This window comes from Paraburkholderia ferrariae NBRC 106233 (assembly GCF_000685035.1).
Classification (GTDB): domain Bacteria; phylum Pseudomonadota; class Gammaproteobacteria; order Burkholderiales; family Burkholderiaceae; genus Paraburkholderia; species Paraburkholderia ferrariae.
In genome coordinates, this window is the sequence record NZ_BAYB01000034.1 from 1 (window position 1) to 25,616 (window position 25,616).

Sequence of the window (25,616 nt, forward strand, 5' to 3'; positions counted from 1 at the left end):
GGGTGACGGACGTGCGTGCCGGCTCACCGGTCATGCTGGCGAGCCAGCACAGCGTCTTCCGGTAATCAGCATGCATGACCCCGTTGCGTGAGGCAATGGCCTTCGCGAGCGCCTGGGTCAGTCCGGCCGGCAGGGTTCGGGCCGGGGCCCGGCTTGAGCCAGGTCAATCGCGCGGGGCACCCCTTTTTTTATAGTGGGACAGGTGGCTCGCCGTCGCGGGCCCGTTCCAGATCGGAGTCCCGGTAATGGTTCGCAGATCGAAGGTGTTTCGGGATTTCGTTTCGCTTCTGCTCGCGGGCATGCTGGCGGCCTGTGCGACCCAGGATCGGCTGGAAGCGTTCCAGCAATCGGAAACCGCGCTGGAGGCCGCGCGCGAGCAGGCAGCTATCGAGTGTGCGACGCCCGGTGCGTGCGCACAGGCCTGGGAGCGCACGCGCGCCTTCGTCGAGTCGCATTCGCCCACGCCGGTCGAGCGCGTTACGCAAGAGTCGATCGAAACGCGCGAGCCGCACGAGTTCGGCGTCGCGTACTTCTGGGCGGAACGCTATACGGCGGCCGACGGCACGACGACGATTCACCTGAAAGGCATGTGCCGCGGCATGTACAGCACCGATGGCGGCCCCGGCTGGGCCTACCGGCGCTGCGCCCCGCAGTTGCGCGAGGTGCAGCTCGAATTTGCGCGCGAACTGGGCGGCGTCCGGTGAGGAGGCCCGGGGCGGTCTGCGCTAAGCGGAACGCCCGGGATTCCGGAGGATCTCGACCGGCAACGCCGAATTCAGCGGCAATCGTGAAGCACGCCCCGTGACGCCCGCTCCGGGCCGGCTATCGACCGAAAGCGAACCGGCCGAAAGCGAGCCGCCGGTTTGAAGCATGCGTTAGCGCCTGCCGGGCAGTCCGAACGCGATCAGCAGGCCGTACCGGTCCGATATCGCGATGCTGCTGTCGTTGCGCCTGTGCCAACAGGGCACGGACGCTGCCGTATGCATGGGGGGCTCCGGAAAGCCGGACGAATCCCTCGCCGCCGGACATATAAAGGCAGGGCAGACCCGAGCCCATCGCTCATAAGCATGGCAGGGCAGGCGCAGTCAGTGCCCGTCCGGCAATGTGGCAAGGAGCGATGCCGGCACGCATGCGCCGCTATGCAACCACCTCGTCGACCGGGCGGCGAGGCGTGGCCGCATCCGGGGTTCCGCGCCCGATGCGCAAGACAATCTGCGGGATGCACGTGTCGGGCAGACCGAACAGCGCAGGCACCCGCGCGCGCAGCGCTTCGACCTCGACAGGCTGGTTGAGATACGAAGCGCACAGACCGTGCAGGGTCGCCGTCAGCAAGACGCGTTCGAGCGCCTGACCGGTGGCGAGCCACGCCGGTGCATTGTCCACGCCGGTGGCAAAGCAGACCAGCAAGGGCGAGCCTGCCGCCAGCTCGCGATGTGTGGCGGCGACTCCGCCCCCTAAATCGAAGGTGCGGATCGCCGAAGCCACGAGCGGTGCCGCAAAATCGAGGAGATCGCCGAGCCCGGCCGCGTAGGCCGGCATGCCGTCTTCGGTGTGGCGCGGATGGATCCATCTCGCGAGTTCGCGCCGAAACCTCGAATCGGCAAACTGCTGCCGGTCGGCTTCGGCCACGAGGTCGGCAACCGCCTCGCGGCGCGCCATGGCGCTCACGCAAGCCATCTCCACGTTTTCGGCGCGCCCGGCTTCGAGCAGATGCTGTTCGATGGCGGCGTCCACGGGTTCCGGAGAAAACGCGTGGCGCGTGGTGACGCGCTCCTGGATCGCGCCCACGAGCGCGGCGAGTTCCGCGCCGGTGGCGTGGTTGCGCAGCAGCCGGATTTCGGCGAGCACATCGGGATCGACGCTCGACGGGAACAAGGTGATGGCATAGCCGATGCCGAGACTGGCGAGTGCCACGCGCAGGTTGAACAGCGCCGCGCCGCAACTGATGATGAGCTCCCGGTCGTACGGATCGACCACGGGCAACGCTCGCAGCCGGTCGGCGCACAGCATGATGCTGTCCTTGCCGAGCACGAAGCGCCAGGGCTGGCTGTTATGGCTCGACGGCGCGAGGGTGGCATGACGCAGTGCAAAGCGCACGGCGAAGTCGTCGGCAGCTTCGCTTGCATGGGAAGACGCGAGCGGATTGTCGAGCATGGCGGAACTCCTTTGTCAGAGCGGGCAACGGATCCGTAGTGGATCCGTAGCGGATCAGTGGGACAGCAGGACCGGGACGGTCATCGACTCGAGCAGCGTGCGCGTCACCCCGCCGAGCACGCGTTCCTCGATGCGTGCATGGGCGTAGGCGCCCGCCACGATCAGATCGGCGTGCACGTCGCTGGCCCGGCTCAGGATCGCCGCACCGGTCTCGAAGCCTCGCGCGGCGCTTTCGTGAAACGAAGCGTAGATGCCGTGCAGATCGAGCCACGCGGCCGCGTCCAGCAGTTCCTCCTCGGCGCGCATGCGGGCGGACTCCCGGTGCGGCACGATCATCTCGATCGATACCGCATTGGCGCGCCGCAACAGCGGCAGCGCGTCGGAAGCAGCACGGGCGGCTTCGCGGCTGCCGTCCCACGCGATCAGGACGTTCTGCCCGGGTGCCGGGAAATCGCCGGCTTGCGGAACCACGATGGCGGGCCGGGCTGCCGTCATCACCAGGTGCGTGACGAAGCGCTCGCTCGCCTGAAGGCCGCGATCGCCGTTTTCGTTCTGTCCGAGCACGAGCAGGTCCGCATGGCGCGCATGCAGCGTGGCCACCACGGCGTCGCACGGCCACGGCGCGCGCCATTCGACGCTGCGGCCCGCGCGCGCGGCCGCTTCGAGAAACTGTGTCCGGGCGAGCTCGCATCGTTCCTCCGGCGTGCGGGAGTCGGCCGCCGGTGCGCGGGCAGGCCATGCCGTATGCGGCAGATAGAAACCGATGAGATGGGCGTCGAAGCGTTCGGCAAGATCCAGTGCGAATGCGCGACGCACTGCGCATCGCTCCGAGTCGTCGAGGTGAACGAGCAGGGTCTTGTAGCACATGGCGATTTTTCCTTAGGGGGCGGTCGGGAAGCCAGCGCGTCGTGCGGCAGCGCGATCCGGTCAATGCGACATCAGTACGGGCACCGGCAGCGGCATCGAATCCATCAGGGTCTTCGTCACGCCGCCGAGGATCAGTTCCTTCCAGCGCGCGTGGCCATAGGCGCCCATGACGAGCAGGTCGCTGCGACTCTGCTCCACGCGCGCGAGCAGGGCCTCGCAGATCGTGCCGGTCGGCGCCGGATGCAGCCCGACGACTTCCACGTCGAGGCCGTGCCGCGCCAGCACGAGGCCCGCGTCGGCGCCGGGAATGCGGTCCCGCTGGTTACGCGACGGGGTCACGGTCACGAGCGTGGTGTGGCTTGCGAGCCGCACGAACGGCAACGCGTCGTACAGCGCGCGCGTGGCGGACTGGCCGTCGTCCCACGCCACCAGCACGCGCTCGCCTATAGTCGGGAAAGCCCCCGCGGAGGGAACCCACAAGACCGGCCGGCCCGCGGCCAGCGTCACGCGCGCCTGCAACGGATCGCCGGGGCCGGTCTGCCCCACCACGATCAGGTCTGCGAAACGCGCGCGCCGCAGCAAGTCGTGCTGCGCGTCCTCCGTCGTGCGCCACGTGCCCTTGAGGTCCTGTTCCGCCAGGCGCGCATGGAAGGCATGCTCGTGTTCGCGGCAGCGTTCGGCCAGTTCGCGCCGGCGCGCAGCCCAATAGCCCTCTTCGGGGAAGCGGGCGTAATCGGCGCGATGCTCGGGCTGCACGGGCGCGAAGAGCACGCTCACGTGCGCGCCGTGCCGTTTCGCGATGCGCAGCGCGATATCGAGGCGGCTTTGCGCATGTTCGCTTTCGTCCAGATGAACAAGAATGCTGCGGTACTCCATGATCGGCGCTCCACGCTGAAAGGGCCACCCATGCGGCGTTCTGTGTGGCTCAGTCTAGGCACCGAAGCCGGAACCCGATTGATGCACGTCAATCGTGGCTTCAGGCCGCTCCCTATAGTTGAGCCACGATGCGATCGCGCCCATACGCGGCCGGTCGCCGACTTGCGAGGAGGGGTGGTCATGGGCAGCGAACGCGTTGCATTTGTAAGTGGCGGGATGGGAGGGCTGGGCGCCGCGATCAGTCGCAGGCTGCACGATGCCGGCTTTATCGTCGCGATGTCGCATTCGGAGCAAAACGATCACGTGGCGACCTGGCTGCATCGCGAACGCGACGCGGGCCGCTCGTTTCATGCGTTCGAGCTCGATGTGGCGAACTACGATTCCTGCATCGAGTGTGCGAAAAGAGTGGTGGCGGAATTCGGCGCCGTCGACGTGCTGATCAACAACGCCGGCATCACGCACGACGCGAGCTTCCTCAAGCTCTCGAAGCAGGACTGGGACGACGTGCTGCGCACCAATCTCGACAGCATGTTCAATCTCACGAAGCCCTTCCTGCCCGGCATGGTGGAGCGCCGTTTCGGACGCGTCGTGAACATCGGCTCGGTCAACGGTTCGCGCGGCGCATTCGGGCAAACCAACTATGCGGCTGCGAAGGCGGGCATCCACGGTTTCACCATGTCGCTCGCGCTGGAGGTCGCAAAGCACGGCGTCACGGTGAACACCGTTTCGCCGGGCTACCTGGCCACGGCGATGGTGGAGGCGGTGCCGCAGGAGATCATGCAGACGCGCATCCTGCCGCAGATTCCGGTGGGCCGGCTGGGGCATCCCGAGGAAGTGGCCTCGCTGATTGCCTATCTGTGCTCGGACGACGGCGCGTTCGTGACGGGCGCCGACATTGCCGTCAACGGCGGAATGCACATGGGCTGAACGAGCGCGGCCGGGCGCCATGCCCGGGTCGGCCGTCCGGCCAGGACACACTTCGATGGAGGCAGCAATGAAGACGGATCTGCAGCTCAAGCACGACGTAGAAGAGGAACTGGAGTGGGAGCCGGCGGTGACGGCTTCGAATATCGGCGTAGAGGTGAAAGACGGCGTGGTCACGCTGACCGGCCATCTCGCCAGCCTCGGCGAGAAGCTCGCGGCCGAACAGGCCGCCCAGCGCGTGGGCGGCGTGCGGGCGCTGGTGGTGGGGCTGAGGGTGGATCTGCCGGGCAACGACGTCCGGACCGACGAGGACATTGCGCACATCGCGCGTTCCGTCTTGCGCTGGACGGCCGGGTTGAGCGAAGACGCGGTGCAGGTGCAGGTCGAGAAGGGGCACGTCGTGCTCAAGGGGGCAGTCGAATGGCCCTGGCAGAGCCAGACGGCGATGCGCGCGGTCGCGCAGCTGCGCGGCGTTGCGGACGTGGTCAGCCAGATCGAGGTCAGGCACAAGGTGGAGCCGGAAAAGATCGGCAAGGACATCCTGGCCGCCATGCGGCGCCACGCCGACCGGGAGGCACGCCATATTCAGGTGAGCGTGCACGAAGGCACGGTGACGCTGTCCGGCAAGGTTCACTCGTTTGCCGAACGCGCCGTGGCGCGTGGCGCCGCGTGGGCGGCGCCGGGCGTGCGTGCCGTGGTGGACGATCTGATCGTGGAATGACGCGGCCTGGCGCCAGCGCGAGCCGCGTTTCGCCGGCTTCCGCGGCAACGGCTCGGGCGAGCGTGACGGCAGCCGGCGAGCGGTTTTCGGCGGCGGACCTGGCGGCTCTTCTTGGGGTGAACGGTGGGATCGGCGATCCCCTGGTCTTGAGTCGGGTTCGCGCCCGCATGCGCACCCGCGAGCCGTCACCGGGCGTGCTGCCGGTCGTCGTGTGGAACGGTGTTGGCCTTGTCCTATAGGGAAAAAGCGAGCCAGGCATGGTGGATATTCTGACGCTGACGGTCAATCCCGCTGTGGATCTCTCCACGGCGGTGGAGCAGATGGTCGATACGCACAAGCTGCGCTGCGAGCCCGCGAGCCGGCACCCGGGCGGCGGCGGCATCAACGTCGCGCGGGTAATCCAGCGGCTCGACGGCGAGCACGCCAACTGCCTCGCGCTCTATCTCGCGGGCGGTGTGGCCGGCAACCTGCTGGAGCAGATGCTCCTGGCGGAGCGCGTGGCAAGCCGCCGGGTGCACATCGCGGGCGAAACGCGGGAGAACTTCTCGGTGAAAGAGCGCGCGACGGGCCGCGAATTTCGCTTCGTGCTGCCGGGGCCGCAGATCGGCACATCCGAATGGAGGAGTGCGTTCGAGGTTTTCGAGTCGCTCGCGCCGCAGCCGCGATACCTCGTGCTGAGCGGCAGCTTGCCCCCCGGCATGAGCGCGAACGCGTATGCGGAGATGGCGCAGCGGGCCCGTGCGCGCGGCGTACGGGTGGTGCTGGATACATCGGGGGCGCCGCTTGTGGAGGCGCTGAAAGCCGGCGTCTATCTCGTGAAACCGAGTCTGGGCGAACTCGCGGGGTTTGCCGGCCAGCCGCTCGAAGACGAAGCGCAGCAGATCGCGGCAGCGCGCCGGCTGGTCGGAGAAGGATGCGCGGAAATCGTCGCCTTGACGCTTGGGGAACGGGGGGCGCTTCTCGTCACTTCCGAGGAGATCTTGCGCGTGAAGGCGTTGCCGGTGCCGGTATCGAGCGCCATCGGCGCGGGCGACAGCTTTCTTGCCGGGCTGATCGTTGCCTTGCGCCGGGGCGAGGCGCTGGCCACGGCGGTGCGGCTTGCCCAGGCAGCCGCGTCGGCGACCTTGCTGACAACCGGTACGGCGCTCTGCGACCCGGCACAGGTGCAGCGCCTCTACGAGACGGCAACCCTGGCCGCCTGAGCGTGTTGTGCCGCTTCGCTGTCGATGTCGCGCGCGCTCCGGCGCTCAATGCGAGAGCAGTACGGGCACGGTCGCCGATTCGAGCATGGCCCGCGTCACCCCACCGAGCAGATGCTCGCGCCAAGGCAGATGACTGTAGGCGCCGGCCACGATCAGGTCGCATCCACTCGTCGCCATCCATGAGAGCAAGGCATCGCTCGCGGTCTCGTCCGAATCGCTGAGAGCCTGCGCGAAATCGACGTTGATCCCGTGCCTGGCGAGCATCTGGTCGATCTCCCATCCCTGCACACCGCGTGCCGCGGCGCGCGGCCCATCGCCGGCCTCGATGTGCAGCACCGTTACGCGCTTGGCAGCCCGCAGCAGAGGCATGGCGTCGTGCACGGCCCTGGCGGCTTCGCGGCCGCCGTCCCAGGCGATCACGATCGACTGGCCCACCGCACGCAGGGTGCCCGCATAGGGGAGGACCAGCACCGGCCTGCCCGACGTCAGAACCAGGTCCTCCAGAAAGCGCCGGCGCAGGGCAAAGGCGTCGCTATCGGGATTGGCCTGCTCCGCGATGAGCAAATCGGCGTGGCGGCTGCGGCGGATGATCGGTAGCTCGGCGTAGTCGTCGAACCCGAGCCAGTCTCCGCTCACGCCGCTGCGCCGCAAGGCGAGGCGAAATGCGTCTTCTGCCGCCTTCTGCTGCCCGCGGCGCACAGCGCAGTACGTGTCGTAGTAAGGCGCGCAACCGGCGACGATGAAGCACTCGCGCGCCGAAGACGTGAACGGCGAATACAGCCCGACGAGATGCGCGCCGAACCGGCTCGCGAGCGCCAGCGAAAAATCGAGCCGCTCGCTGCTCCGGTCGGTGGGGTCGAGATAGAGCAGCAGGGTCTGGTAATCCATGGCGGCGTCTCCTCCGGCTGGTGGCGCAGTGCGGATGCGCGAAGCGATGCCTCGCCACGCGGCTGCGAATTTCCCCAGTTTTGCCGCTACGTTCCGGGCGGCGTTGACGTATGTCAATTGCGGGGCCGGGCAGCCGGCGTCTCGCGCCTTACGTAAGTGCAGCGGGTAGCGCCCGGGCCTATCGCGCTGCCGCTTGATACACGTCAAGGGCGCGGAGGGCATGCGCCGCAGAATCGGTCCTGCGGGTTGGGCACGCGCCTGTGCAGTACAGGATGAGCGGTTACCTGAGCGCCACCCGCCTCACCGGAGACCCGCCATGCAATGCCTTCCTTCGCTACCGTGCCCGCACGCAGGGAGCGCCCCATGATCCGCGCGCAATGGCGAATCGTGTGCGCGACAGTGGCCGTGTTCGCGGCGCTGGCCGGGCTCTTCCTGGCGCTCGACGGCCTCGCGTTCGACACATGGGTGCGGTTCCGCTACGGCACGGCCGCGCTGCTTGCCGGCGCGGCCTGCTTTGTCATGTTGCTCAATCCCACGCCGCGCGATCATGAAGACTAGACGGATCGCCATGCCGGGCATCCTGCGTCTCGCCTTCAAGCTGCTCGTCAACGACAGCGCCAAATTCACGGCCTTGCTCATCGGCATCACGTTCGCGGTGTTCCTGATGGTCGAGATGACGTCGATGTTCGCCGGGATTCTCAACCGTTCCTCCTCAACCGTCATCAACGTCGGCGCCAGGATCTGGGTGATGGACCCGGCGGTGCAGACGATCGCGAGCAGCATCGGCATGCCCGACTACGTGCTCGACGCCGTGCGCAGCATCGACGGCGTCAAGTACGCCGTGCCCCTGTACTCGGGCGCGGCGCTCGTCAAGCTGCACGACGGCACCTACCAGGCGACGACCGTGATCGGGCTGGACGACACCACGCTCTACGGGTGGCCGAAGATGAAGTCGGGCCGCATCGAAGACATCTTTGCGGAGAACGGCTTCATCGCCGTGCAGGACGCCGAGTTCTACAAGCTCGAAAGCCCGGCGCCCGGCACCGACTTCGAGCTGAACGATCACCGCGCCGTGGTAGTCGGCATCGCCGCGGTGGCAAGCGGCAGCCTGTTCGGCACGCCCACGCTCTACACCACGTACAGCCGCGCCATCCAGTACATCCCCTCGACCCGCTACACCACTTCGTACATCCTCGTGGAGCCCAAGTCGGAAGCCGATATCGCGCACATCAAGGTTGCGGTGGCGCAGCTTGGCTACGTCGCCTACACGAAAGAAGAGTTCATGCAGCATATTTCGGACTTCTACAAGTACGAGACGAGCCTTGGCACCAACATCCTTCTGATGACGGCGATCAGCTTCGTCGTGGGCCTGTCGATCTCCGGGCAGACCTTCTACACGTTCATTCTCGAGAACCTGGAGAAGTTCGGCGCGCTCAAGGCCATCGGCGCGAAACGGCGGGAACTGGTCGCGATGATCCTGTTCCAGGCGGCCTTCACCTCGCTCACGGGCTATGGCCTCGGCGTCGGCCTGTGCGCCGCGTCCATCGAACTCGCGCGGCTGCGCATACGCGACTACGCGGCCATGATCACCTACGGCAACCTCGTGCTGGCGTTCGCGATGGTGGTGGTGATCGCCGCGCTCTCCAGCTACCTCGGCGTGCGCCGCGTGCTGCGCATCGAGCCGTTCGACATCTTCCGGGGTTGATGCCATGACGGAACAGATCGCCATCGACGCGCAGGCGCTCGACAAATGGTTCGGCGAAGGCGCGGCGCGCACCCAGGCGCTGCAGGGCGTGTCCATGCAGGCGCGCTTTGGCGAGATGGTGCTGATCGTCGGACCCTCGGGCAGCGGCAAGACCACGCTGCTAAGCGTCGTGTCCGGCATCCTCAGGCCCGACGCGGGCACGGTCTCGATCGACGGCGTGAATCTGTGGGCCCAGCCGGCCGACCGTCTCGCGGAGTTCCGGCTCAACCGCATTGGCTTCGTCTTTCAGGACTACCATCTGTTTCCGCGTCTCACCACGGCTGAAAACGTAGCCATTCCGCTGATCCTCAAGCGCCGGCCGTGGGACGACGCGATCGCCGAGGCGCAGCGCTATCTGGAGGTCGTCGGCCTTGCCGGGCGCGCGGCCCTGCCGCCCGTGAAGCTCTCCGGCGGCGAACAGCAGCGCGTGGCGATTGCGCGCGCCATCGTGAGCCAGCCGGACATTCTCGTGTTCGACGAGCCGACCGCCTCGCTCGACGGCGACACGGGGCGCAACATCATCGAGTTCGTCAAGCATCAGGTGCTCAACGACAAACGCTGCATCGTGATCGTCACGCACGACGCCCGGATTTTCGAGTACGCCGACCGCATCCTGCACATGGAGGACGGCAAGCTCAAGGACATTGCCCCGGGAGGCGCGCGATGAAGCATCGGCTTTTGTTCGCCGCGGCGTTCGCCGGCTTCCTCGCGAGCCTGGTGGCCGCCTGGGTGTTCGGCATCCAGCAGCCGCCGCAGCCGCCCGTGTTCCAGCCGGCGGCCAACCCTTATGCACATGGCGTCTACGCCACCGGTATCGTCGAAAGCGACCAGACCGCGGGCGCCAACGTCAATCTCTACCCCGACGTCACGGGGCCCGTCACGCGGCTCTACGTGCATGACGGCGACCGCGTAAAGGCTGGCGACATTCTCCTGACCATCGACGACTCCGTCCAGCGCGCGAATGCCGAACAGCTCGTGGCGCAGGCGAGCGCCGCCGAAGCGTTGCTCGAAGAACTCGAGGCGCAGCCGCGGCCGGAAACGCGCGACGTGGCCGATGCCCAGGTGCAGGCCGCCCGGGCGAGCCTCAAGATGGCCGAGGACACCTATGCCAAGCAGAAGCAGGCGTGGGACATCGACCCGAAAGCCGTGAGCCGGGACGTGCTCGACAACGCGGAAAACGCGGTACGGGTCGCGCATGCCAACCTCGATGTCGTGTCCCGCCAGGACCGCCTGACGCGCGCGGGGGCGTGGGTCTACGACGTCCGGAACCAGCAGGGCCAGGTCGAGGCGCTGCGCAAGGCCGCTGCCTCGGCCGGGGCCCTGCTCGCGCACTACACGCTGCGCGCGCCTTCGGACGGCGTGGTGCTCGCGGTGAACACGGCACAAGGGTCCTATCTTTCGCAACAGGGCGTGTACGACACCTACACGCAGGGCATGGAACCCGTGATCGTGCTCGGCACGGCGCCGGAGCACCTTGCCGTGCGCTGCTATGTGGATGAAATCCTGATCTCGCGGCTGCCGGACCCGTCGAAGCTCGAAGCGCGCATGAGCGTGCGCGGCGCGAACATGGACGCGGACCTGCATTTCGAGCGCATCCAGCCTTACGTCACGCCGAAGATCGAACTGTCCGATCAGCGCACCGAACGCGTGGACCTGCGCGTGCTGCCGGTCATCTTCCGCGTGGTGCCGAAGGCGGGGCTGCGGCTTTATCCAGGGCAGATCGTCGATGTGTACATTGCCGCTCGTTAGGCTCATCCAGCGCGCGCGTCTTGCGCTCGCGCCGGCCGCCCCGGCCTTGCTGGCTGCCGCGGTCGTGCTGCCGGGCTGTGCGGTCGGGCCGGACTTCTCACGCCCTCCGCTGCCGCGCGTGGATTCGTATGTGCGGGCCGACGGGGCCACGACCTTCGAGGCGGCGGGCGCGGCGCAGACCTTGCGCCCCGGCGTGCCGGTACGCAACGACTGGTGGACGCAGTTCGGCTGCAAGGAGATCGATTCGGCCGTGGACGATGCGCTGACGGGCAACGCCACGCTCGCCCAGGCCGAGGCCTCGTTGCAGCGTGCCGATCATCAACTGCGCGCCGGGGCCGGCATCTTCTATCCGCAGGTGGCGGCCGGCGCCGGTGCGTCGCGTCAGCGCTATGCGCCGCTGCATCTCGGCTCGGAGGCGACGCCGTATCTGTTCAATCTGTTCACGCTGTCCGCCTCGGTGAGCTATGCCATCGATCTGTGGGGCGGCAACCGCCGCCTCGTGGAGCAACTCGCCGCGCAGCGCGACGCGCAGCGTTACGCGCTGGAGGCCGCCTATCTCACCATCGCATCGAACGTCGTGAACACGATGATCGCGCGCGCCGCCTGGCACGACGAGATCGACGCAACGCGGGAGATGATCGAGCTCGTGCGCGAGCAGGTCCGCATCTCGAGGGAGCGGGCGATCGCCGGCACCGCCGCCTACGCGGCGGTGCTCACGCTGGAGAACGAGCAGGCCACCCTGGAGGCCTCGCTGCCGGTGCTGCAGCAAAAGCTCGCCCAGGCGGCGGATCTGCTGGCCACCTTGACGGGGGCGCTGCCCGCCCAATGGTCCGCACCCGCCTTCTCGCTGCAGGACGTCGCGCTGCCGGCGGACCTGCCGCAGACCGTGCCGTCCGAACTGGTGCGCCAGCGGCCCGACGTGCTGCAGGCGGAAGCGCTGCTGCACGCGGCGAGCGCCGGGGTCGGCGTGGCCACGGCCGCCATGCTGCCGAACATCACCCTGTCGGCAGGCGGCGGCCTGGCGGGCACATCGGTCGCGACACTGGGCGCGCGCGCGGGCCAGTCGTGGGATCTGGCCGCGGACGCAACCGCGCCGCTCTTTCAGGGCGGCACGCTGTGGTACGGGCGCAAGGCCGCCCAGGACGCCTATGACGCCTCGCGGGCGCAATACCGGCAGACGGTGCTAGGCGCCTTCGCCCAGGTGGCGGACGTGCTCTACGCGCTCGAATACGACGCCGGCGCACTGGATGCGCAAACGCGCGCGCTGGTGGCGGCACGGGAAGCGCTGCGCCTGCTGCGCGCCGACTATCGGGCGGGCACGGTCGATTACCTGCAGATTCTCGTCGCCGACGGGCAGTTGCATCAGGCGCAAATCGCCTGGCTGGAGGCCGACGCCCAGCGGCTGCAGGACACCGTGGCCCTCTACGCGGCATTGGGCGGCGGCTGGCACGACGCGGAGCAGGCGCCTGGCGGCATCTCGTCTCTTGATTCAAATCAAGGGCTTAAAACCGTGCGATCCGATGATGGGCAACGAGCCCCGGGCATCGCCGGGTAAGGAGGCAGAGCATGTACCAAAAAATTCTGGTTGCGTTCGACGGCAGCGACACGTCGAAAGAGGCGCTGGCCGAGGCACTGAGGCTCGCGCGTTTGACAGGCGGACAGGTGTGCGCGGTACACGTGATGGAAGTCCTGTCTCGCCTCGGCATGGGGCTGATCTACATTCCGCCGGATCTGCTCGATACCTACCGCGAAGCGGCCACGCAGCAGCTCGAAACCGCGCGCGCCGAGGCGAAGGCGCTCGGAGTGAATTGCGAGACGCAGTTGCTGGCGCCGGAAAACGTCAACGAAAGCGTCGCGGAATGCCTGCAACGCTGCGCCGCGCACTATGGCGCCCAACTCGTCGTGCTCGGCCCGCACGGGCGGCGCGGCGTGAAGCGCGCATTCCTCGGCAGCGTGGCGGAGGCGTTCGTGCGGCTCTCGGAGTGCCCGGTGCTGCTCGTGCGGGGCGAGTCGTGAAGGCCGCCGCCGCGCCTGTGCTCTGGCTTTCGGACGTCACGCGCGCCGATCTTCTGAAAGTGGGCGGCAAGAACGCGTCGCTGGGCGAGTTGAACGCGAACCTCGCGCCGCTCGGCATCAAGGTGCCGCCGGGGTTCGCCACCACGACGCAGGCGTTTCGCGACTTCATCGAAGCGAATGGCCTCGGCAACGTCATCGCCACGGCGCTCGACGATCTCGAAGCCCAGCGGAGCTCGCTCGCGCAAACCGGCGAGCTGATCCGTTCCGCGATCCTGCGCGGCACGTGGCCCGAGGAGATTGCCCACGCGATCCGGAGCGCCTATGCGCAATTGTGCCGCCACAGCGGCAACGAGCGGCTCGGCGTGGCGGTGCGTTCGAGCGCAACGGCCGAAGACCTGCCCGAAGCCAGCTTCGCCGGCCAGTTCGAGACGTTCCTGAACGTTTCGGGCGCCGACGCGGTGCTCGACGCGTGCCGGCGCTGCTACGCCTCGCTCTTCACCGACCGCGCGATCAGCTACCGGCAGTCCAGGTCGCTTGCCGCGCTGGAAGTGGCGATTTCGGTGGGGGTGCAGCAGATGGTGCGAGCCGATCTGGGCGGCGCGGGCGTGATGTTTTCCATCGACACCGAAACCGGCTTCAACCAGCTGGTCCTGATCGACGCCGCGTGGGGGCTCGGCGAAAACGTCGTGCAAGGCGCCGTCGATCCGGACGAGTACGAGGTCTTCAAGCCGCTGCTGGACGACCGCACCGTGACGCCCATCGTCGGCAAGAAATGCGGCGCCAAGGCGCTCAAGATGATCCGCTCGCGCAGTCGCGCGCAGCCCACGAGAAACGTGCGCACTTCGCTGGCCGAACGCACGGCCTATGTGCTGCAAGACGACGAAATACTGAAGCTGTCGCGCTGGGCCTGTCTGATCGAGGCGCACTACGGATGCCCGATGGACATCGAATGGGCGAAAGACGGCGCAACCGGCGAGATCTTCATCGTCCAGGCGCGGCCGGAAACGGTCCAGTCGCGCCGCGGCGCGGGCGCGCTCAAGACCTGGCACCTCGGCAAGACGGGAGCGAAACTGCTCTCGGGCATGAGCGTCGGCGAGGCGATCGGGGCCGGGGCCGTCTGCGTGATCGAGCAGCCGCGCGACATGGCGCGCTTCGTTGACGGGGCGGTACTGGTCGCGCAGAACACCGATCCGGACTGGGTGCCGATCATGCGGCGCGCTTCGGCAATCGTCACGGATCACGGCGGGCGCACCTCGCATGCTGCAATCGTGAGCCGCGAGCTGGGTCTTCCGGCCATCGTCGGAACGGGCAACGCCACGCGGGTGCTGCGCGAGCGCCAGCAGGTCACGGTCAGCTGCGCGCAGGGCGAGGAGGGCGCCGTCTACGAAGGCATTGCGGAGTTCGACTCGGAGGAAATCGACCTGTCGAACCTGCCGCCCACGCGCACGGCCATCATGCTGAACCTCGCGAACCCGGCGGCCGCTTTTCGCTGGTCGCGCGTGCCCGCCGATGGTGTGGGCCTCGCGCGCATGGAGTTCGTGATCGGCAACCAGATCAAGGTGCATCCCATGGCGCTCGTCCACTACGATCGTTTGAAAGATGCCTACGCGAAACGCACCATTCACGCTCTCACCGCCGGGTACGCCGACAAGACGGAGTATTTCGTCGAAGCGCTCTCGCGCGCGCTCGGCCGTATCGCGGCCGCCCAGTTCCCGCATCCGGTGATCGTGCGCACCAGCGACTTCAAGACCAACGAGTACGCCAACCTGGTGGGAGGGGCGCAGTTCGAACCGCACGAAGCGAATCCCATGCTGGGTTTTCGCGGCGCTTCGCGCTACTACTCGCCGCAGTACCGCGAAGGGTTTGCGCTGGAGTGCCGCGCGATCCGGCGCCTGCGCGAAACGATGGGCTTCACCAACGTCGTCGTGATGATTCCGTTCTGCCGCACCCCGGAGGAGGCCGACCGCGTGCTGGAGGTCATGAAGGAGAACGGCCTCGAGCGCGGGCGTCACGGCCTCGAGGTCTATGTGATGTGCGAGATCCCCTCCAACGTGGTGCTGGCCCGCGAATTCGCGCAGCGGTTCGACGGTTTTTCCATCGGCAGCAACGATCTCACGCAACTCACCCTCGGCGTGGACCGCGACTCGGCACAGCTTTCCGGGCTCTTCGACGAAGAAAGCGACGCCGTCAAATGGATGGTGCGCCGGGTGATCGCCGAGGCCCATCAAGCCGGCGCGAAGGTGGGGCTGTGCGGCGAAGCGCCGGCGCATCGTCCCGGGTTCACGGCGTTTCTTGTCGAGTGCGGGATCGATTCGATTTCGGTGAGCCCCGACAGCTTCGTTGCCGTCAAACAATGCGTTGCCGCCAGCGAGGCCGCGGCCGCCGATTCGAAACCCGACCCGATGCGCGACGACTTGAAGCCGGGTACACAACCGGGCGTGCCGGCGACGGCGGCCGAACGGATGCCGCTGTAAGGCGCCCCGGGCTCTTAACGTAGACCGAATGGATCAGGAGCGTGACATGAAAGACATCCCCCAAATCGAGCTCTTTTCCCCCTGGTGGCAGGTGTGGCTGAGCGAGTACTGCGCAGCCGGCGAACGCTTCTGGGAAGAGTATCTGACCCAGGCGACGCATAACCAGGCGGCATTCGGGAGCCTGCTGCGCGAACTGTACCTCGGCTTCGAAAAGGCCTGGGCGTCTGCCTCGGCGCCGGTTTTGGCGGCACAATCTCCTGCTGCCGCACCGTCGGCGACCGACTGGACGACGTACCTCAGCGGGTTCATGGGCGTGCGCCCGGACAGCGAAGCCCAGCCCGTGCGCCAGCCGCCGCGCTCCGCCTGATCGGCCGGTTTCGACGCCACTGCGCAGCAGAGCGGGGGGCGGCCATGAAGACCGAAGCGCAACGAGAGGAGTGGAGTTGCCATGAAGAATAAATTCGATCCCGGCAGCCTGGCGTTTTTCCTGGGGTTGCTGTTGCTCGTGCCGCTCCTGTTCCTGTGGCTCGCGCCGAGCGAACCCGCCATTGCGTACAGCGACTTCCGCCGCCTGCTGGACGAACACCAGGTCGATAACCTCGAGATCAGTCCCACGCGCATCACCGGCGAGCTGCGCTCCGAACAGGCGAAGGCGATGCTTCCCGCCTCCGATGCCGCGGCGTCCTGGTCGGGGGCGCCCCCTTACGCATTTTCGACCCTCCGCGTTCCCGACGACACGCTGGCCGCCCGGCTTGCGAGTTCCGGCATGCGCTACCGCGGCGCGCTCGACAACGGCTGGGCGTCCACGCTGGCGGGCTGGCTCGTCCCGCTTTTGCTGCTCGTGTTCGTCTGGCAGTTCATGATGCGGCGCGGCGGCGGGGCACGCGATTTCATGGGGATCGGGCGAAGCCGTGCGCAGGTCTATGTGCAGCGGGAAACCGGGGCGACGTTCAACGACATTGCCGGCATCGACGAGGCCAAAAAAGAGCTTCAGCAAATCGTCTCTTTTCTGTGTCACCCGGAGCGCTACCGGCGGCTCGGGGGCAAGATCCCGAAAGGCATCCTGATACTCGGTGCGCCCGGCACCGGCAAGACCCTGCTGGCGAAGGCGCTCGCAGGTGAAGCGGGCGTGCCGTTCTTCTCCATCAGCGGTTCCTCGTTCGTGGAGATGTTCGTCGGCGTGGGCGCGGCGCGCGTGCGCAGCCTCTTCGAGCAGGCGCAGGGTCAGGCGCCGTGCATCGTGTTCATCGACGAACTCGATGCGATCGGCAAGGTGCGCGGTGCGAATCCCGCATCGGGCAACGACGAACGCGAGCAGACGCTCAACCAGTTGCTCGTCGAGATGGACGGCTTCGAACCGAATACCGGCGTCATCATTCTGGCGGCCACCAACCGCCCCGAAACGCTCGACCCGGCGCTGCTGCGTCCGGGGCGCTTCGACCGCCACATCGCCATCGACCGCCCGGACCTCGTGGGCCGCCGCCAGATCCTCGCCGTCCATACGCGCAAGATGCCCCTCGCAGCGGACGTCGATCTCGACGAACTGGCGGCGCGCACGCCCGGCTGCGTGGGGGCCGATCTGGCGAACATCGTGAACGAAGCGGCGTTGCATGCGGCGGAAGCCGACCGGCTCGATGTCGCCATGGCGGATTTCGACGAAGCCATCGATCGCGCGCTGGCGGGCTCCGAACGCAAGAGCCGCGTGATGAACGCGCAGGAAAAGCTCACGATCGCCTACCACGAGGCGGGGCACGCGCTGGTTGCCCAGAGCCGCGCCCATTGCGACCCCGTCAAGAAGGTGTCGATCATTCCTCGCGGCGTCGCGGCGCTCGGCTACACGCAGCAGGTGCCCACCGAAGATCGTTACGTGCTCCGGCGCAGCGAACTGCTGGATCGGCTCGACGTGCTGATCGGCGGCCGGGTCTCGGAAGAGCTCGTGTTCGACGATGTGTCGACCGGCGCGGAAAACGACCTCGAACGCGCCACTGCGATGGCATGGCACATGGTGGCCCGCTACGGCATGAGCGAGCGCATCGGGCTTGCGAACTGCGCCGACGACGGCGGCATGGGGCACGTCCTCGCCGGTGCGGACGGCCCGCGTCGCGGCGAGCACACGGCGCAGCGCATCGACGACGAAGTACGCCGCCTGCTGGACGACGCCCACGAACGCGTGGTCCGCACGCTCACCGAGCGGCGCGATGCGCTGGAGCGGATCGCGAATCGCTTGCTCGAACGCGAGGTACTGGAGCACGACGAACTGATCGCATTGATGGCAGGCCAGCCGGCGCCGGGAGAGGGCGCGCACGAATGCGCGGGAGAAGCGGCGCCGGACGCGCCGCCGTCGCCGTCGCTCACGGCCGAGCGCGCCGCGTGATCTGGCGCAGGGCGCCCGATGCCGCGCCCGCTTGAAGCGCTCATCGAGGCGGGGCCACGGCCGGCCGTGCGGAGTCAGCAGCGTGTCGCGGGGCGCCTTGCTCTCATCCGGCAGCGCGTGAGCAGATTCTTTTTTGCGGTCTACGCCGGTACAGCCGTGGCTGCGCCGAACCAGGGCACCTGGTCGGCCAGGCATTCTGTGTAGGACTCCCATCCAAAAGGATTGTCGTCGAAGAGCAGTTCCCGCACCGGCGCGGCCAGCGCGTAATGATCGAGCGACAAGTCCAGCAGCAGCGCGGGCCAATGGCAGAACGCGCGCAGGGTGCGGCACTCGAGCTCGTCGACGGTCATGGTCTGGGCCACGTTGGCCAGCAAGGGAATGTCGGGCACCTCGTATTTTCGTAACAGATCGCCCACCGTCTGGTCCCCGTGGGCGTGTTCCTTCACGTAATCCAGCATCTCGAGAACGTTGCCAAGCTGCAGCAGCAACGCGCGGCGTTCAAAAGCATCTTTCATGACTGGCTCCCAGGGGGTTCGTATCGACAATCAAAGCGGTCTGCCAACGGTCTGCGCCAGCATCGGCAATTCGTCTTCGTTCAGGCGCAGGGCGTCGGCCAGCAGCCGGTGGTTGATCCAGCCGCGTACCACGGTGGCGAGCCCTTCCGATGCGCAGTACAGCGAAACATTCTGGGCAATCGCGCCCACGGCCACGGCCGCGAAGAGTTCGCGTTGCCGCGGCGGCGTGCCGAGCGCCTGCGAGCCGCGCAGCACATACACGAGATCGAGCGCCGCCTTGCCGACGAAGTCCTGATAGCCGGTCATGTTGCGCGCGTCCACGGCATGTTTGAGCAGGAGCCGATCGAGCGCGGGCTCATAGCGATAGACACCGTGGGGCAGTGCCACATAGATGTCGATCTCGTTGAAGCCGTGCGCGGACGGCGCAGTATGGCCGCCGCTTGCGGGGCGGTTGATGCCGTCGGCCGCCCACAGCAGTTCGCCGAGCGTGTCGAGCGCAATCGGTGCGTCCGCATACTCGCGCACGCTTTGGCGCCGCGCGAGGGCCGCCATCAGCGGCAGGCCCGCGTCGAGACGCGGGCGGGGCAGGTCGACGAATTCGCTGGCTGCGACGCTCGCCGGCGCGGACGGCAGCAGCGGTAAAGGCGGGTAATCGATGCGTTGAACTTCGGTCATGGCACTCTCCAGTCACAGCCCCTCGAATCGGCCGGACCTCGATGGCAAGCTTGCCTTTCGGTCCGATTGTTCCCTGAAGTTTCCTGAAAACTCACACGCTGCTGATCCTGTAGCGACCGAAAGCCTTCCGGCGTCGCCGAACTATTTGACGATGCCCGTTTTCATGTGGTTTTCCTGCAAGGAAGGTGAAGCACGGCCGGGCCACGCGGGCGCCCGCATGGCCCGTGGCGGCGTCACGCGGTGCGCGCGCCGCGCAGATCTTCCCCGCCCGCATTGGCCGGCGCTCCGGTCGGCAGCACGCGCCGCCCGTGGGTCTCGTTGATGATCTCCGCCGCCGACAGATAGAACGCAATAAGCGCGGTCAGGAGTCCTGCATAGCCGCCCGCATGATGAATCGCCTGCGACCCGGTCCATTCGCTGGCCGCCAGCAGAAAGAACGTGACCGAGAGCACGGCGAAAAGCAGTTGCAGTGCGCGCGCGGCACGCCAGGTCGCGATCCACATATAGAACGTAAACACGCCCCACAGCAGCAGGTACCAGCCGACGAACGCAGGCACGACATGCTCGTGGAGGAACAGGAGATAGAGCGCCAGCGACCACCAGAACGCACCGTAGGCGATGAAGGCCGTGGCGCCGAAGGTGTTGCCGCGCGGAACTTCCATGAGACCCGCGAGCGTCTGGGCCGTGCCGCCGAACGCCAGAGCGCAGGCGAGCACGAGGCCGAGAGCGTCGCCGCTGAACCAGCCGGCATTGATCATGCTGAGCAGCCACGTCGTGAGGGCGAATCCGGCGAGGCCGAGCGCAGCGGGGTTGGGGGCGGTGGATTTCATGAGCGATGTCTCCTGATAGACGTCGGGGTTGCAGGCGGCCCTCGGCGGGCGCATGCGGAACGGGCGCGCGACGCGCCGGCCGTCATGCCGCCTTGCTGAATTGCGAGATCACGGCGGGATTTTCGACGGTCGAGGTGTCCTGTTCGATCGCTTCGCCTTTTGCGACGGAGCGCAGCAGCCGGCGCACGATCTTGCCGGAACGCGTCTTCGGCATGGCGTCGCCGAAGCGGATCTCGCGCGGTTTGGCGATCGGCCCGATCTCGTGGCCCACCCACGCGCGCAGCGCGTCGGCAACCCGTTGCGCCTCGGCGTCCACGGGGCGCTGCCCCTTGAGCACGACGAACGCGACGATGGCTTCGCCCGTCGTGGCATCCGGGCGGCCCACCACGGCAGCTTCGGCCACTTCCGGGTGCGCGGCGAGCGCGGACTCGATCTCCGCGGTGCCCATGCGGTGGCCGGAGACGTTGAGCACGTCGTCCACGCGGCCGGTGATCGTGAAGTAGCCGGTGTGGGGATCGCGGATCGCGCCGTCGCCGGCAAGATAGAGCGTGCCGCCCAGCTCTTCCGGGAAATAACCGGCGCGATAGCGCGCAGGATTGCCCCACACCGTGCGCAGCATCGAAGGCCAGGGGCGCTTGATGACGAGCAGGCCGCCGTTGCCGTTCGGCACGTCGCGGCCGGATTCGTCGACGATAGCCGCCTCGATGCCGGGCAGCGGCAAGGTGCAGGAACCCGGCACGAGCGGCGTGACGCCCGGAAGCGGCGCGATCATGTGGCCGCCGGTCTCGGTTTGCCAGAAGGTGTCGAGCACGGGGCAGCGGCCGCCGCCCACCTCGGCGGCGAACCAGCGCCACGCGTCGGGATTGATCGGCTCGCCCACGGTGCCGAGCAGGCGCAGCGTGCCCAGATCGTAGCGGGAGGGATGCACTTCGGGGTGGCTGTCCGCAGCCTTGATGAGCGAGCGGATGGCCGTGGGCGCCGTATAGAAGATCGATACCTTGTGGCGCCCGATCATCTGCCAGAAGCGCCCCGCGTCGGGCCACGTGGGCACGCCTTCGAAGATCACCTGGGTCGCGCCCACCGCCGTCGGACCGTAGCAGATGTAGCTGTGGCCCGTGATCCAGCCGATGTCGGCGGTGCACCAGAACACGTCCGACGCGCGGATGTCGAAGGTCCACTTCATGGTCAGGGCGGCCCACAGCAGATAGCCGCCCGTGCTGTGCTGCACGCCCTTGGGCGTCCCCGTGGAACCGGACGTATAGAGGATGAAGAGCGGATGCTCGGCATCGACCCATTCGGGCTCGCACGCGGCGCTCTGTGCCGCTTCGATCTCGTGGAGCCAGACGTCGCGCCCGGCTTGCCAGGGGACCGCGCCGCCCGTGCGCCGGTAGACGATCACCGTATGCACGTTTTCGCCGCCGTCCATCGAAAGCGCCTCGTCCGCAATGGTCTTGAGCGGCAGATGACGGCCGCCGCGCACCTGCTCGTCGGCGGTGATGAGCACGCATGCGCCCACGTTGACCATGCGCTCGTGCAGCGACTTGGCGGAGAACCCGCCGAACACGACCGAATGCGGCGCACCGATGCGCGCGCACGCCTGCATCGCCACCACGCCCTCCACCGACATGGGCAGATAGATCATGACCCGGTCGCCGCGCCGCACGCCGCGTTCGCGCAGCGCGTTGGCAACGCGGCAAACGCGCGCGTGCAACTCGCCGTAGCTGAGCGTAGTGACTTCGCCGCCGTCCGCTTCGAAGATCAGCGCCGTGCGCGCCGCGCCGCCGTTCGCGAGGTGCCGGTCGAGACAGTTGTACGACGCGTTGAGCAGACCGTCGTCGAACCACTTGAAGAACGGCGCGTTCGTTGCGTCGAGCGTGCGCGTGAACGGGCGCTGCCAGTCGAGGTGTTCGCGCGCGAGTCGGGCCCAGTACGCCTCGGGATCGCGCTGCGCCTCTTCGACGAGTGCGCGATAGGCGTTCATTCCGTCAATGGCGGCGCCCGCGAGCAAGGGTATAGGGGCGTTGGGCGCGCCACTGGACATCGGTTCGGGTGTGGACATGGTCTCCTCGCTGGCGTGAATCGATGGCGTAATGCGTTAGCGATGGCAACGCCTCGCCTCTGCATATCGAGCGGTGTGCGGCGCCGCGGCTTGCGTTTGCCGGTTCAGTCTCGGCGGCCGGCGCGGCACCTCGATTGACTCAGATCAACCGGAGCGATGCGGGCCGCATGCCGAAGCGCCGTCGTTCCGGGATCGGCGATGAATTGATCGAGATCAGTCGAAACAGGTCGCGAGCCCCTATCGTGGACGGATTCCAGCCCTGCCACGCGGAGCCGCTACGTGCCGAACGCCCCCGAACCGAACGCCCCCTCCGGCCCCGCAGACGCGGCCGGCCCGCGGGCTGCCGGCCGCGTGAGCGCGGTACGCGGCGCGGTGCTCGACGTCGTGTTCGAGACCGGGCCGCTGCCGCCTGTGGAGGACGCGTTGTGGATCGTCCGCGAAGACGGCTCGCGCGTGGCCGCGGAGGTCGAGGCCCACCTCGGCGCCACGACCCTGCGCGCGCTCTCGCTGGCGTCCACGGCGGGGTTGCGGCGCGGCGAGCGCGTGGAGGCGCGGGGCGGCCCGCTCGACGTGCCGGTGGGCGACGCGGTGCTCGGCCGCCTCGTCGACGTGGGCGGCACGGCGCACGACGGCGGCCCGCCGCTCGATACGGGCGCGCCGCGCCGCCCGATTCATCGCCAGGCGCCGCCGCTCGCGGCGCTGCGCGGCTCCACCGATATCTTCACGACCGGCATCAAGGCCATCGACCTGCTCGCGCCGCTCGCCCAGGGCGGCAAGGCCGCGATGTTCGGCGGCGCGGGGGTGGGCAAGACCGTGCTCGTGATGGAACTGATCCACGCGATGGTCGAGCGCTATCAGGGGATTTCCGTGTTCGCGGGCGTGGGGGAACGCTCGCGCGAGGGCCACGAAATGCTCTCGGACATGCGCGCTTCGAACGTGCTCGCCCGCACGGTGCTCGTGTACGGCCAGATGAACGAGCCGCCCGGTGCGCGCTGGCGCGTGCCGCTCACTGCGCTCACGATCGCCGAGTACTTTCGCGACGAGAAGCACCAGAACGTGCTGCTGATGATCGACAACGTGTTCCGCTTCGTGCAGGCGGGGGCGGAGGTCTCGGCCTCGCTCGGGCGCATGCCCTCGCGGGTCGGCTACCAGCCCACGCTCGCGAGCGAAGTGGCGGCGCTGCAGGAGCGCATCGTCTCGGTGGGCGACGCGGCGGTGACCGCCGTGGAGGCGGTCTACGTGCCCGCCGACGACTTCACCGACCCGGCCGTGACGACGATTGCCGCGCACGTGGACAGCATGGTGGTGCTCTCGCGCGCCATGGCGGCGGAGGGCATGTATCCGGCCATCGATCCGATTGCCTCGTCGTCGGTGCTGCTCGACCCGCTGGTGGTGGGCGCGGAGCACGCTGCCGTCGCCACCGAAGTGCGGCGGCTCATCGAACATCATCGCGAACTGCAGGACGTGATCGCGCTGCTCGGCGTCGAGGAGCTGGGCGCGGGGGACCGTGTGCTGGTGCAGCGCGCGCGCCGCCTGCAGCGCTTTCTGACCCAGCCCTTTGCGGTGACCGAGGCGTTCTCGGGACTGCCGGGGCGTTCGGTGGCGATCGCCGACACGGTAGCGGGGTGCAAGGCGATTCTCGCGGGCGAGTGCGACGACTGGGAGGAGCGCTCGCTGTACATGGTGGGCACGCTCGAAGAGGCCCGCGAGAAGGAGCGGGCCTCGAATGTCGCGGGCGCGGCGGCAGTGCGGGCGCCCGGCGGACCCGCATGAGGGAGCCGACATGAGTGCCGCGCCGCTCGATCTTACGATTGCCACGCCGCTCGAGGTGGCGGTGAACCACGCGGCCGCCGTTTCGGTGCGCGCCGAGGATGCGAGCGGCGCGTTCGGCATTCGCGCGGGCCATGCCGACTTCATCACCTTGTTGCCGCCCTCGGTGGTGCGCTGGGCCTCGCCGGACGGCGAGCGCCGCTGCTGCGCCGTGGATGGCGGCGTGATGACGGTATCGGGCGGGCGCGTCGTCGCCATCGCATGCCGCGAGGCGATCGTCGGCGATTCGCTCGCGCAGCTTGAAGGCGAGGTCGCCCGCGTGCGCGCCGCGCAACTGGACACGGAACGGCGTGCGCGCGTGGAGGCCGTTCGCCTGCATGCCCGGGCCGTGCGCCAGATGCTGCGCTACCTGCGCGGGCCCGTGGTGCCCGACGGCCAGGACAACGCGCCGGCGCAGGGAGACGGGCCATGAGCGGGCAACCGGGACCGGGCGGGCCACAGGAGCCGCTGGGGCCGATGCGAGACGCCGATCACGTCGCACGGGCCGCACGCGACGCCGCCGGGCGCGAGGCGCGCGGCCGGGCGCAGCCCGAACCGTCGCTCGCCAGCCGGCTGGGCCAGATCGGCGTGCTCGGCTGGACCATCGTGCTGCCCACGCTGGCGGCACTGGCAATCGGGCGCCTGCTCGACCGGCTGTCCGGCACGCGCGTGTTCTTCTCGGCGCCCATGCTGATGCTCGGCGCGGCGGCGGGCCTCTGGTTCGCGTGGAAATGGATGCATCGACAGGAAAGGAGCCATCGCGATGACTAGTCACTGGACCTTCTGGGCGCTCGCGGCGGGTCTCGCCGCCGGCTTTGCGGCGGGCGCCGCGCATTTCGCGGCGCTGCGCTGGAACACGCGGTTGTTCGTTGCGGGGCGCTTCGGCTACGCATTCGGCGCACTGGCCGCACGCTGCGTGCTGACCGCGCTGCTGCTGCTCGTGCTCGCGCGTACCGGCGCGCCGGCGCTGCTCGCCGGCATGGCCGGCCTGCTGCTCGCGCGCCATGCGACGCTGCGCGCGGTGGCGGCCGTGCGGTCATGACAAGCTCGCCGCTCGCCACCGCACCGCTCTGGCACCTCGGGCCGCTGTCGATCACGGCGCCCGTCGTGGCCACGTGGGCCATCATGGCGGTCGTTGCAATCGGCTCCCTGCTGCTGACACGGCGGCTCGCGCTCGTGCCTTCGAAAACCCAGACCGTGCTGGAGCTGTTCGTCACGACGCTCGACCAGCAGATCCGCGACACCATCGAGAGCGATCCCGGCCCGTATCGCGCGCTGATCGGTACGCTGTTCCTGTTCGTCCTCGTGGCCAACTGGTCCTCGCTCCTGCCGGGCGTGGAGCCGCCGACCGCGCATCTCGAAACCGATGCCGCGCTGGCCCTGATCGTGCTCGCCGCGACCGTCTTTCATGGGCTGCGCACGCGCGGCCTGCGCGGCTATCTCGCGACGTTCGCCGAACCGACGTGGGTCATGATTCCGCTGAATGTCGTCGAGCAGTTGACGCGCACGTTCTCTCTCGTCGTGCGCCTGTTCGGCAACGTGATGAGCGGCGTCTTCGTGGTGGGCATCGTGCTTTCGCTCGCAGGGCTGCTGGTGCCGATTCCGCTGATGGCGCTCGATCTTTTGACGGGGGCCGTGCAGGCCTATATTTTCGCGGTGCTGGCCATGGTGTTCGTCGGCGCCGCAGCCAGCACCGAACGCGCCGGCACCAGCCGGCGCGCACACGGGCAAGGATGACC

At 68.1% G+C, this 25,616-nt stretch carries 25 protein-coding genes and 1 pseudogene; 18 read left to right on the forward strand and 8 right to left on the reverse strand.

Annotated features, from left to right (window positions below; all coding sequences use genetic code 11):
- The first annotated feature begins 245 nt into the window (after positions 1–245).
- Entirely contained in the window at positions 246–704 is a 459-nt protein-coding gene (locus BFE01S_RS40625; protein WP_042338963.1) for a hypothetical protein, read from the forward strand.
- Between the two features lie 433 nt (positions 705–1,137).
- On the opposite strand, the gene BFE01S_RS29235 is transcribed toward BFE01S_RS40625, so the two are convergent.
- The 3 genes from BFE01S_RS29235 to BFE01S_RS29245 are packed head-to-tail and all read right to left on the reverse strand — an operon-like array spanning position 1,138 to position 3,897.
- Positions 1,138–2,154: an Acg family FMN-binding oxidoreductase gene (locus tag BFE01S_RS29235; RefSeq protein WP_028228555.1), complete on the reverse strand. Its 1,017-nt coding sequence runs from the start codon at positions 2,152–2,154 to the stop codon at positions 1,138–1,140.
- Between the two features lie 54 nt (positions 2,155–2,208).
- Entirely contained in the window at positions 2,209–3,021 is an 813-nt protein-coding gene (locus BFE01S_RS29240) for a universal stress protein (protein ID WP_028228556.1), read from the reverse strand.
- A gap of 60 nt (positions 3,022–3,081) precedes the next feature.
- On the reverse strand, positions 3,082–3,897 hold the full coding sequence (locus BFE01S_RS29245) for a universal stress protein (RefSeq protein WP_028228557.1): 816 nt from the start codon (positions 3,895–3,897) through the stop codon (positions 3,082–3,084).
- A gap of 180 nt (positions 3,898–4,077) precedes the next feature.
- Between BFE01S_RS29245 and BFE01S_RS29250 the strand changes: the two genes are divergently transcribed.
- The 3 genes from BFE01S_RS29250 (at position 4,078) to BFE01S_RS29260 (ending at position 6,744) form a co-directional block, all read left to right on the forward strand.
- Positions 4,078–4,824, forward strand: a complete 747-nt coding sequence (locus BFE01S_RS29250; protein ID WP_028228558.1) for a beta-ketoacyl-ACP reductase — start codon at positions 4,078–4,080, stop codon at positions 4,822–4,824.
- Positions 4,825–4,891: 67 nt separating this feature from the next.
- Positions 4,892–5,542 carry a BON domain-containing protein gene (locus BFE01S_RS29255; RefSeq protein WP_028228559.1) on the forward strand — a complete coding sequence of 217 codons (651 nt, stop codon included), beginning with the start codon at positions 4,892–4,894 and terminating at the stop codon, positions 5,540–5,542.
- A gap of 257 nt (positions 5,543–5,799) precedes the next feature.
- Positions 5,800–6,744, forward strand: coding sequence for a 1-phosphofructokinase family hexose kinase (locus tag BFE01S_RS29260; protein WP_028228560.1), 945 nt, complete (start codon positions 5,800–5,802; stop codon positions 6,742–6,744).
- A 45-nt stretch (positions 6,745–6,789) separates the two neighbouring features.
- Here the strand turns inward: BFE01S_RS29260 and BFE01S_RS29265 are convergent, their stop codons facing one another.
- Complete coding sequence (locus BFE01S_RS29265; RefSeq protein WP_028228561.1) at positions 6,790–7,632, reverse strand: universal stress protein; 843 nt, start codon at positions 7,630–7,632, stop codon at positions 6,790–6,792.
- Between the two features lie 363 nt (positions 7,633–7,995).
- Between BFE01S_RS29265 and BFE01S_RS29270 the strand changes: the two genes are divergently transcribed.
- From BFE01S_RS29270 to ftsH, 9 genes are all read left to right on the forward strand, one after another.
- Positions 7,996–8,190: a DUF2964 family protein gene (locus BFE01S_RS29270; protein WP_028228562.1), complete on the forward strand. Its 195-nt coding sequence runs from the start codon at positions 7,996–7,998 to the stop codon at positions 8,188–8,190.
- 10 nt (positions 8,191–8,200) lie between these two features.
- Positions 8,201–9,337: an ABC transporter permease gene (locus tag BFE01S_RS29275; RefSeq protein WP_028228563.1), complete on the forward strand. Its 1,137-nt coding sequence runs from the start codon at positions 8,201–8,203 to the stop codon at positions 9,335–9,337.
- A gap of 4 nt (positions 9,338–9,341) precedes the next feature.
- Positions 9,342–10,043, forward strand: coding sequence for an ABC transporter ATP-binding protein (locus BFE01S_RS29280; RefSeq protein WP_028228564.1), 702 nt, complete (start codon positions 9,342–9,344; stop codon positions 10,041–10,043).
- Positions 10,040–11,125 carry an HlyD family secretion protein gene (locus BFE01S_RS29285; RefSeq protein WP_028228565.1) on the forward strand — a complete coding sequence of 362 codons (1,086 nt, stop codon included), beginning with the start codon at positions 10,040–10,042 and terminating at the stop codon, positions 11,123–11,125. The genes BFE01S_RS29280 and BFE01S_RS29285 overlap by 4 nt, the downstream gene beginning before the upstream one ends.
- Positions 11,103–12,680 (forward strand): efflux transporter outer membrane subunit, encoded by a 1,578-nt coding sequence (locus BFE01S_RS40630; protein ID WP_084170225.1) that lies wholly within the window; start codon positions 11,103–11,105, stop codon positions 12,678–12,680. The genes BFE01S_RS29285 and BFE01S_RS40630 overlap by 23 nt, the downstream gene beginning before the upstream one ends.
- 11 nt (positions 12,681–12,691) lie before the next feature.
- The gene (locus BFE01S_RS29295; RefSeq protein WP_028228566.1) at positions 12,692–13,141 is read left to right on the forward strand and encodes a universal stress protein; all 450 of its coding nucleotides are present in this window, start codon (positions 12,692–12,694) and stop codon (positions 13,139–13,141) included.
- Positions 13,138–15,615, forward strand: a complete 2,478-nt coding sequence (ppsA, locus tag BFE01S_RS40635) for a phosphoenolpyruvate synthase (RefSeq protein ID WP_156967188.1) — start codon at positions 13,138–13,140, stop codon at positions 15,613–15,615. The genes BFE01S_RS29295 and ppsA overlap by 4 nt, the downstream gene beginning before the upstream one ends.
- Before the next feature lie 46 nt (positions 15,616–15,661).
- A complete protein-coding gene (locus BFE01S_RS29305; RefSeq protein ID WP_028228567.1) occupies positions 15,662–15,982 on the forward strand; it encodes a hypothetical protein in 321 nt (106 codons plus the stop codon).
- A gap of 81 nt (positions 15,983–16,063) precedes the next feature.
- Complete coding sequence (ftsH, locus tag BFE01S_RS40640; RefSeq protein ID WP_042338968.1) at positions 16,064–17,989, forward strand: ATP-dependent zinc metalloprotease FtsH; 1,926 nt, start codon at positions 16,064–16,066, stop codon at positions 17,987–17,989.
- Between the two features lie 140 nt (positions 17,990–18,129).
- On the opposite strand, the gene BFE01S_RS40645 is transcribed toward ftsH, so the two are convergent.
- The 4 genes from BFE01S_RS40645 to acs form a co-directional block, all read right to left on the reverse strand.
- On the reverse strand, positions 18,130–18,504 hold the full coding sequence (locus BFE01S_RS40645) for a hypothetical protein (protein WP_042338970.1): 375 nt from the start codon (positions 18,502–18,504) through the stop codon (positions 18,130–18,132).
- A gap of 30 nt (positions 18,505–18,534) precedes the next feature.
- Positions 18,535–19,179: a nitroreductase family protein gene (locus tag BFE01S_RS29320; RefSeq protein WP_028228568.1), complete on the reverse strand. Its 645-nt coding sequence runs from the start codon at positions 19,177–19,179 to the stop codon at positions 18,535–18,537.
- A gap of 233 nt (positions 19,180–19,412) precedes the next feature.
- On the reverse strand, positions 19,413–20,009 hold the full coding sequence (locus BFE01S_RS40650) for an acetate uptake transporter (protein WP_042339009.1): 597 nt from the start codon (positions 20,007–20,009) through the stop codon (positions 19,413–19,415).
- A gap of 82 nt (positions 20,010–20,091) precedes the next feature.
- Entirely contained in the window at positions 20,092–22,050 is a 1,959-nt protein-coding gene (gene acs, locus BFE01S_RS29330; RefSeq protein ID WP_042338972.1) for an acetate--CoA ligase, read from the reverse strand.
- A gap of 297 nt (positions 22,051–22,347) precedes the next feature.
- Between acs and atpD the strand changes: the two genes are divergently transcribed.
- From atpD to BFE01S_RS40660, 5 genes and pseudogenes are all read left to right on the forward strand, one after another.
- Positions 22,348–23,841, forward strand: a complete 1,494-nt coding sequence (gene atpD, locus BFE01S_RS40655) for a F0F1 ATP synthase subunit beta (RefSeq protein ID WP_084170227.1) — start codon at positions 22,348–22,350, stop codon at positions 23,839–23,841.
- A gap of 10 nt (positions 23,842–23,851) precedes the next feature.
- On the forward strand, positions 23,852–24,310 hold the full coding sequence (locus BFE01S_RS29340; protein WP_028228570.1) for a F0F1 ATP synthase subunit epsilon: 459 nt from the start codon (positions 23,852–23,854) through the stop codon (positions 24,308–24,310).
- Positions 24,193–24,648, forward strand: a pseudogene (locus tag BFE01S_RS46655) (AtpZ/AtpI family protein); the annotation flags it as partial. The gene BFE01S_RS29340 and the pseudogene BFE01S_RS46655, both read left to right, overlap by 118 nt.
- On the forward strand, positions 24,641–24,919 hold the full coding sequence (locus BFE01S_RS29350) for an N-ATPase subunit AtpR (protein ID WP_028228572.1): 279 nt from the start codon (positions 24,641–24,643) through the stop codon (positions 24,917–24,919). The pseudogene BFE01S_RS46655 and the gene BFE01S_RS29350, both read left to right, overlap by 8 nt.
- Positions 24,916–25,614 carry a F0F1 ATP synthase subunit A gene (locus tag BFE01S_RS40660; RefSeq protein ID WP_042338976.1) on the forward strand — a complete coding sequence of 233 codons (699 nt, stop codon included), beginning with the start codon at positions 24,916–24,918 and terminating at the stop codon, positions 25,612–25,614. Before BFE01S_RS29350 ends, BFE01S_RS40660 begins: the two co-directional genes overlap by 4 nt.
- Positions 25,615–25,616 lie beyond the last annotated feature (2 nt).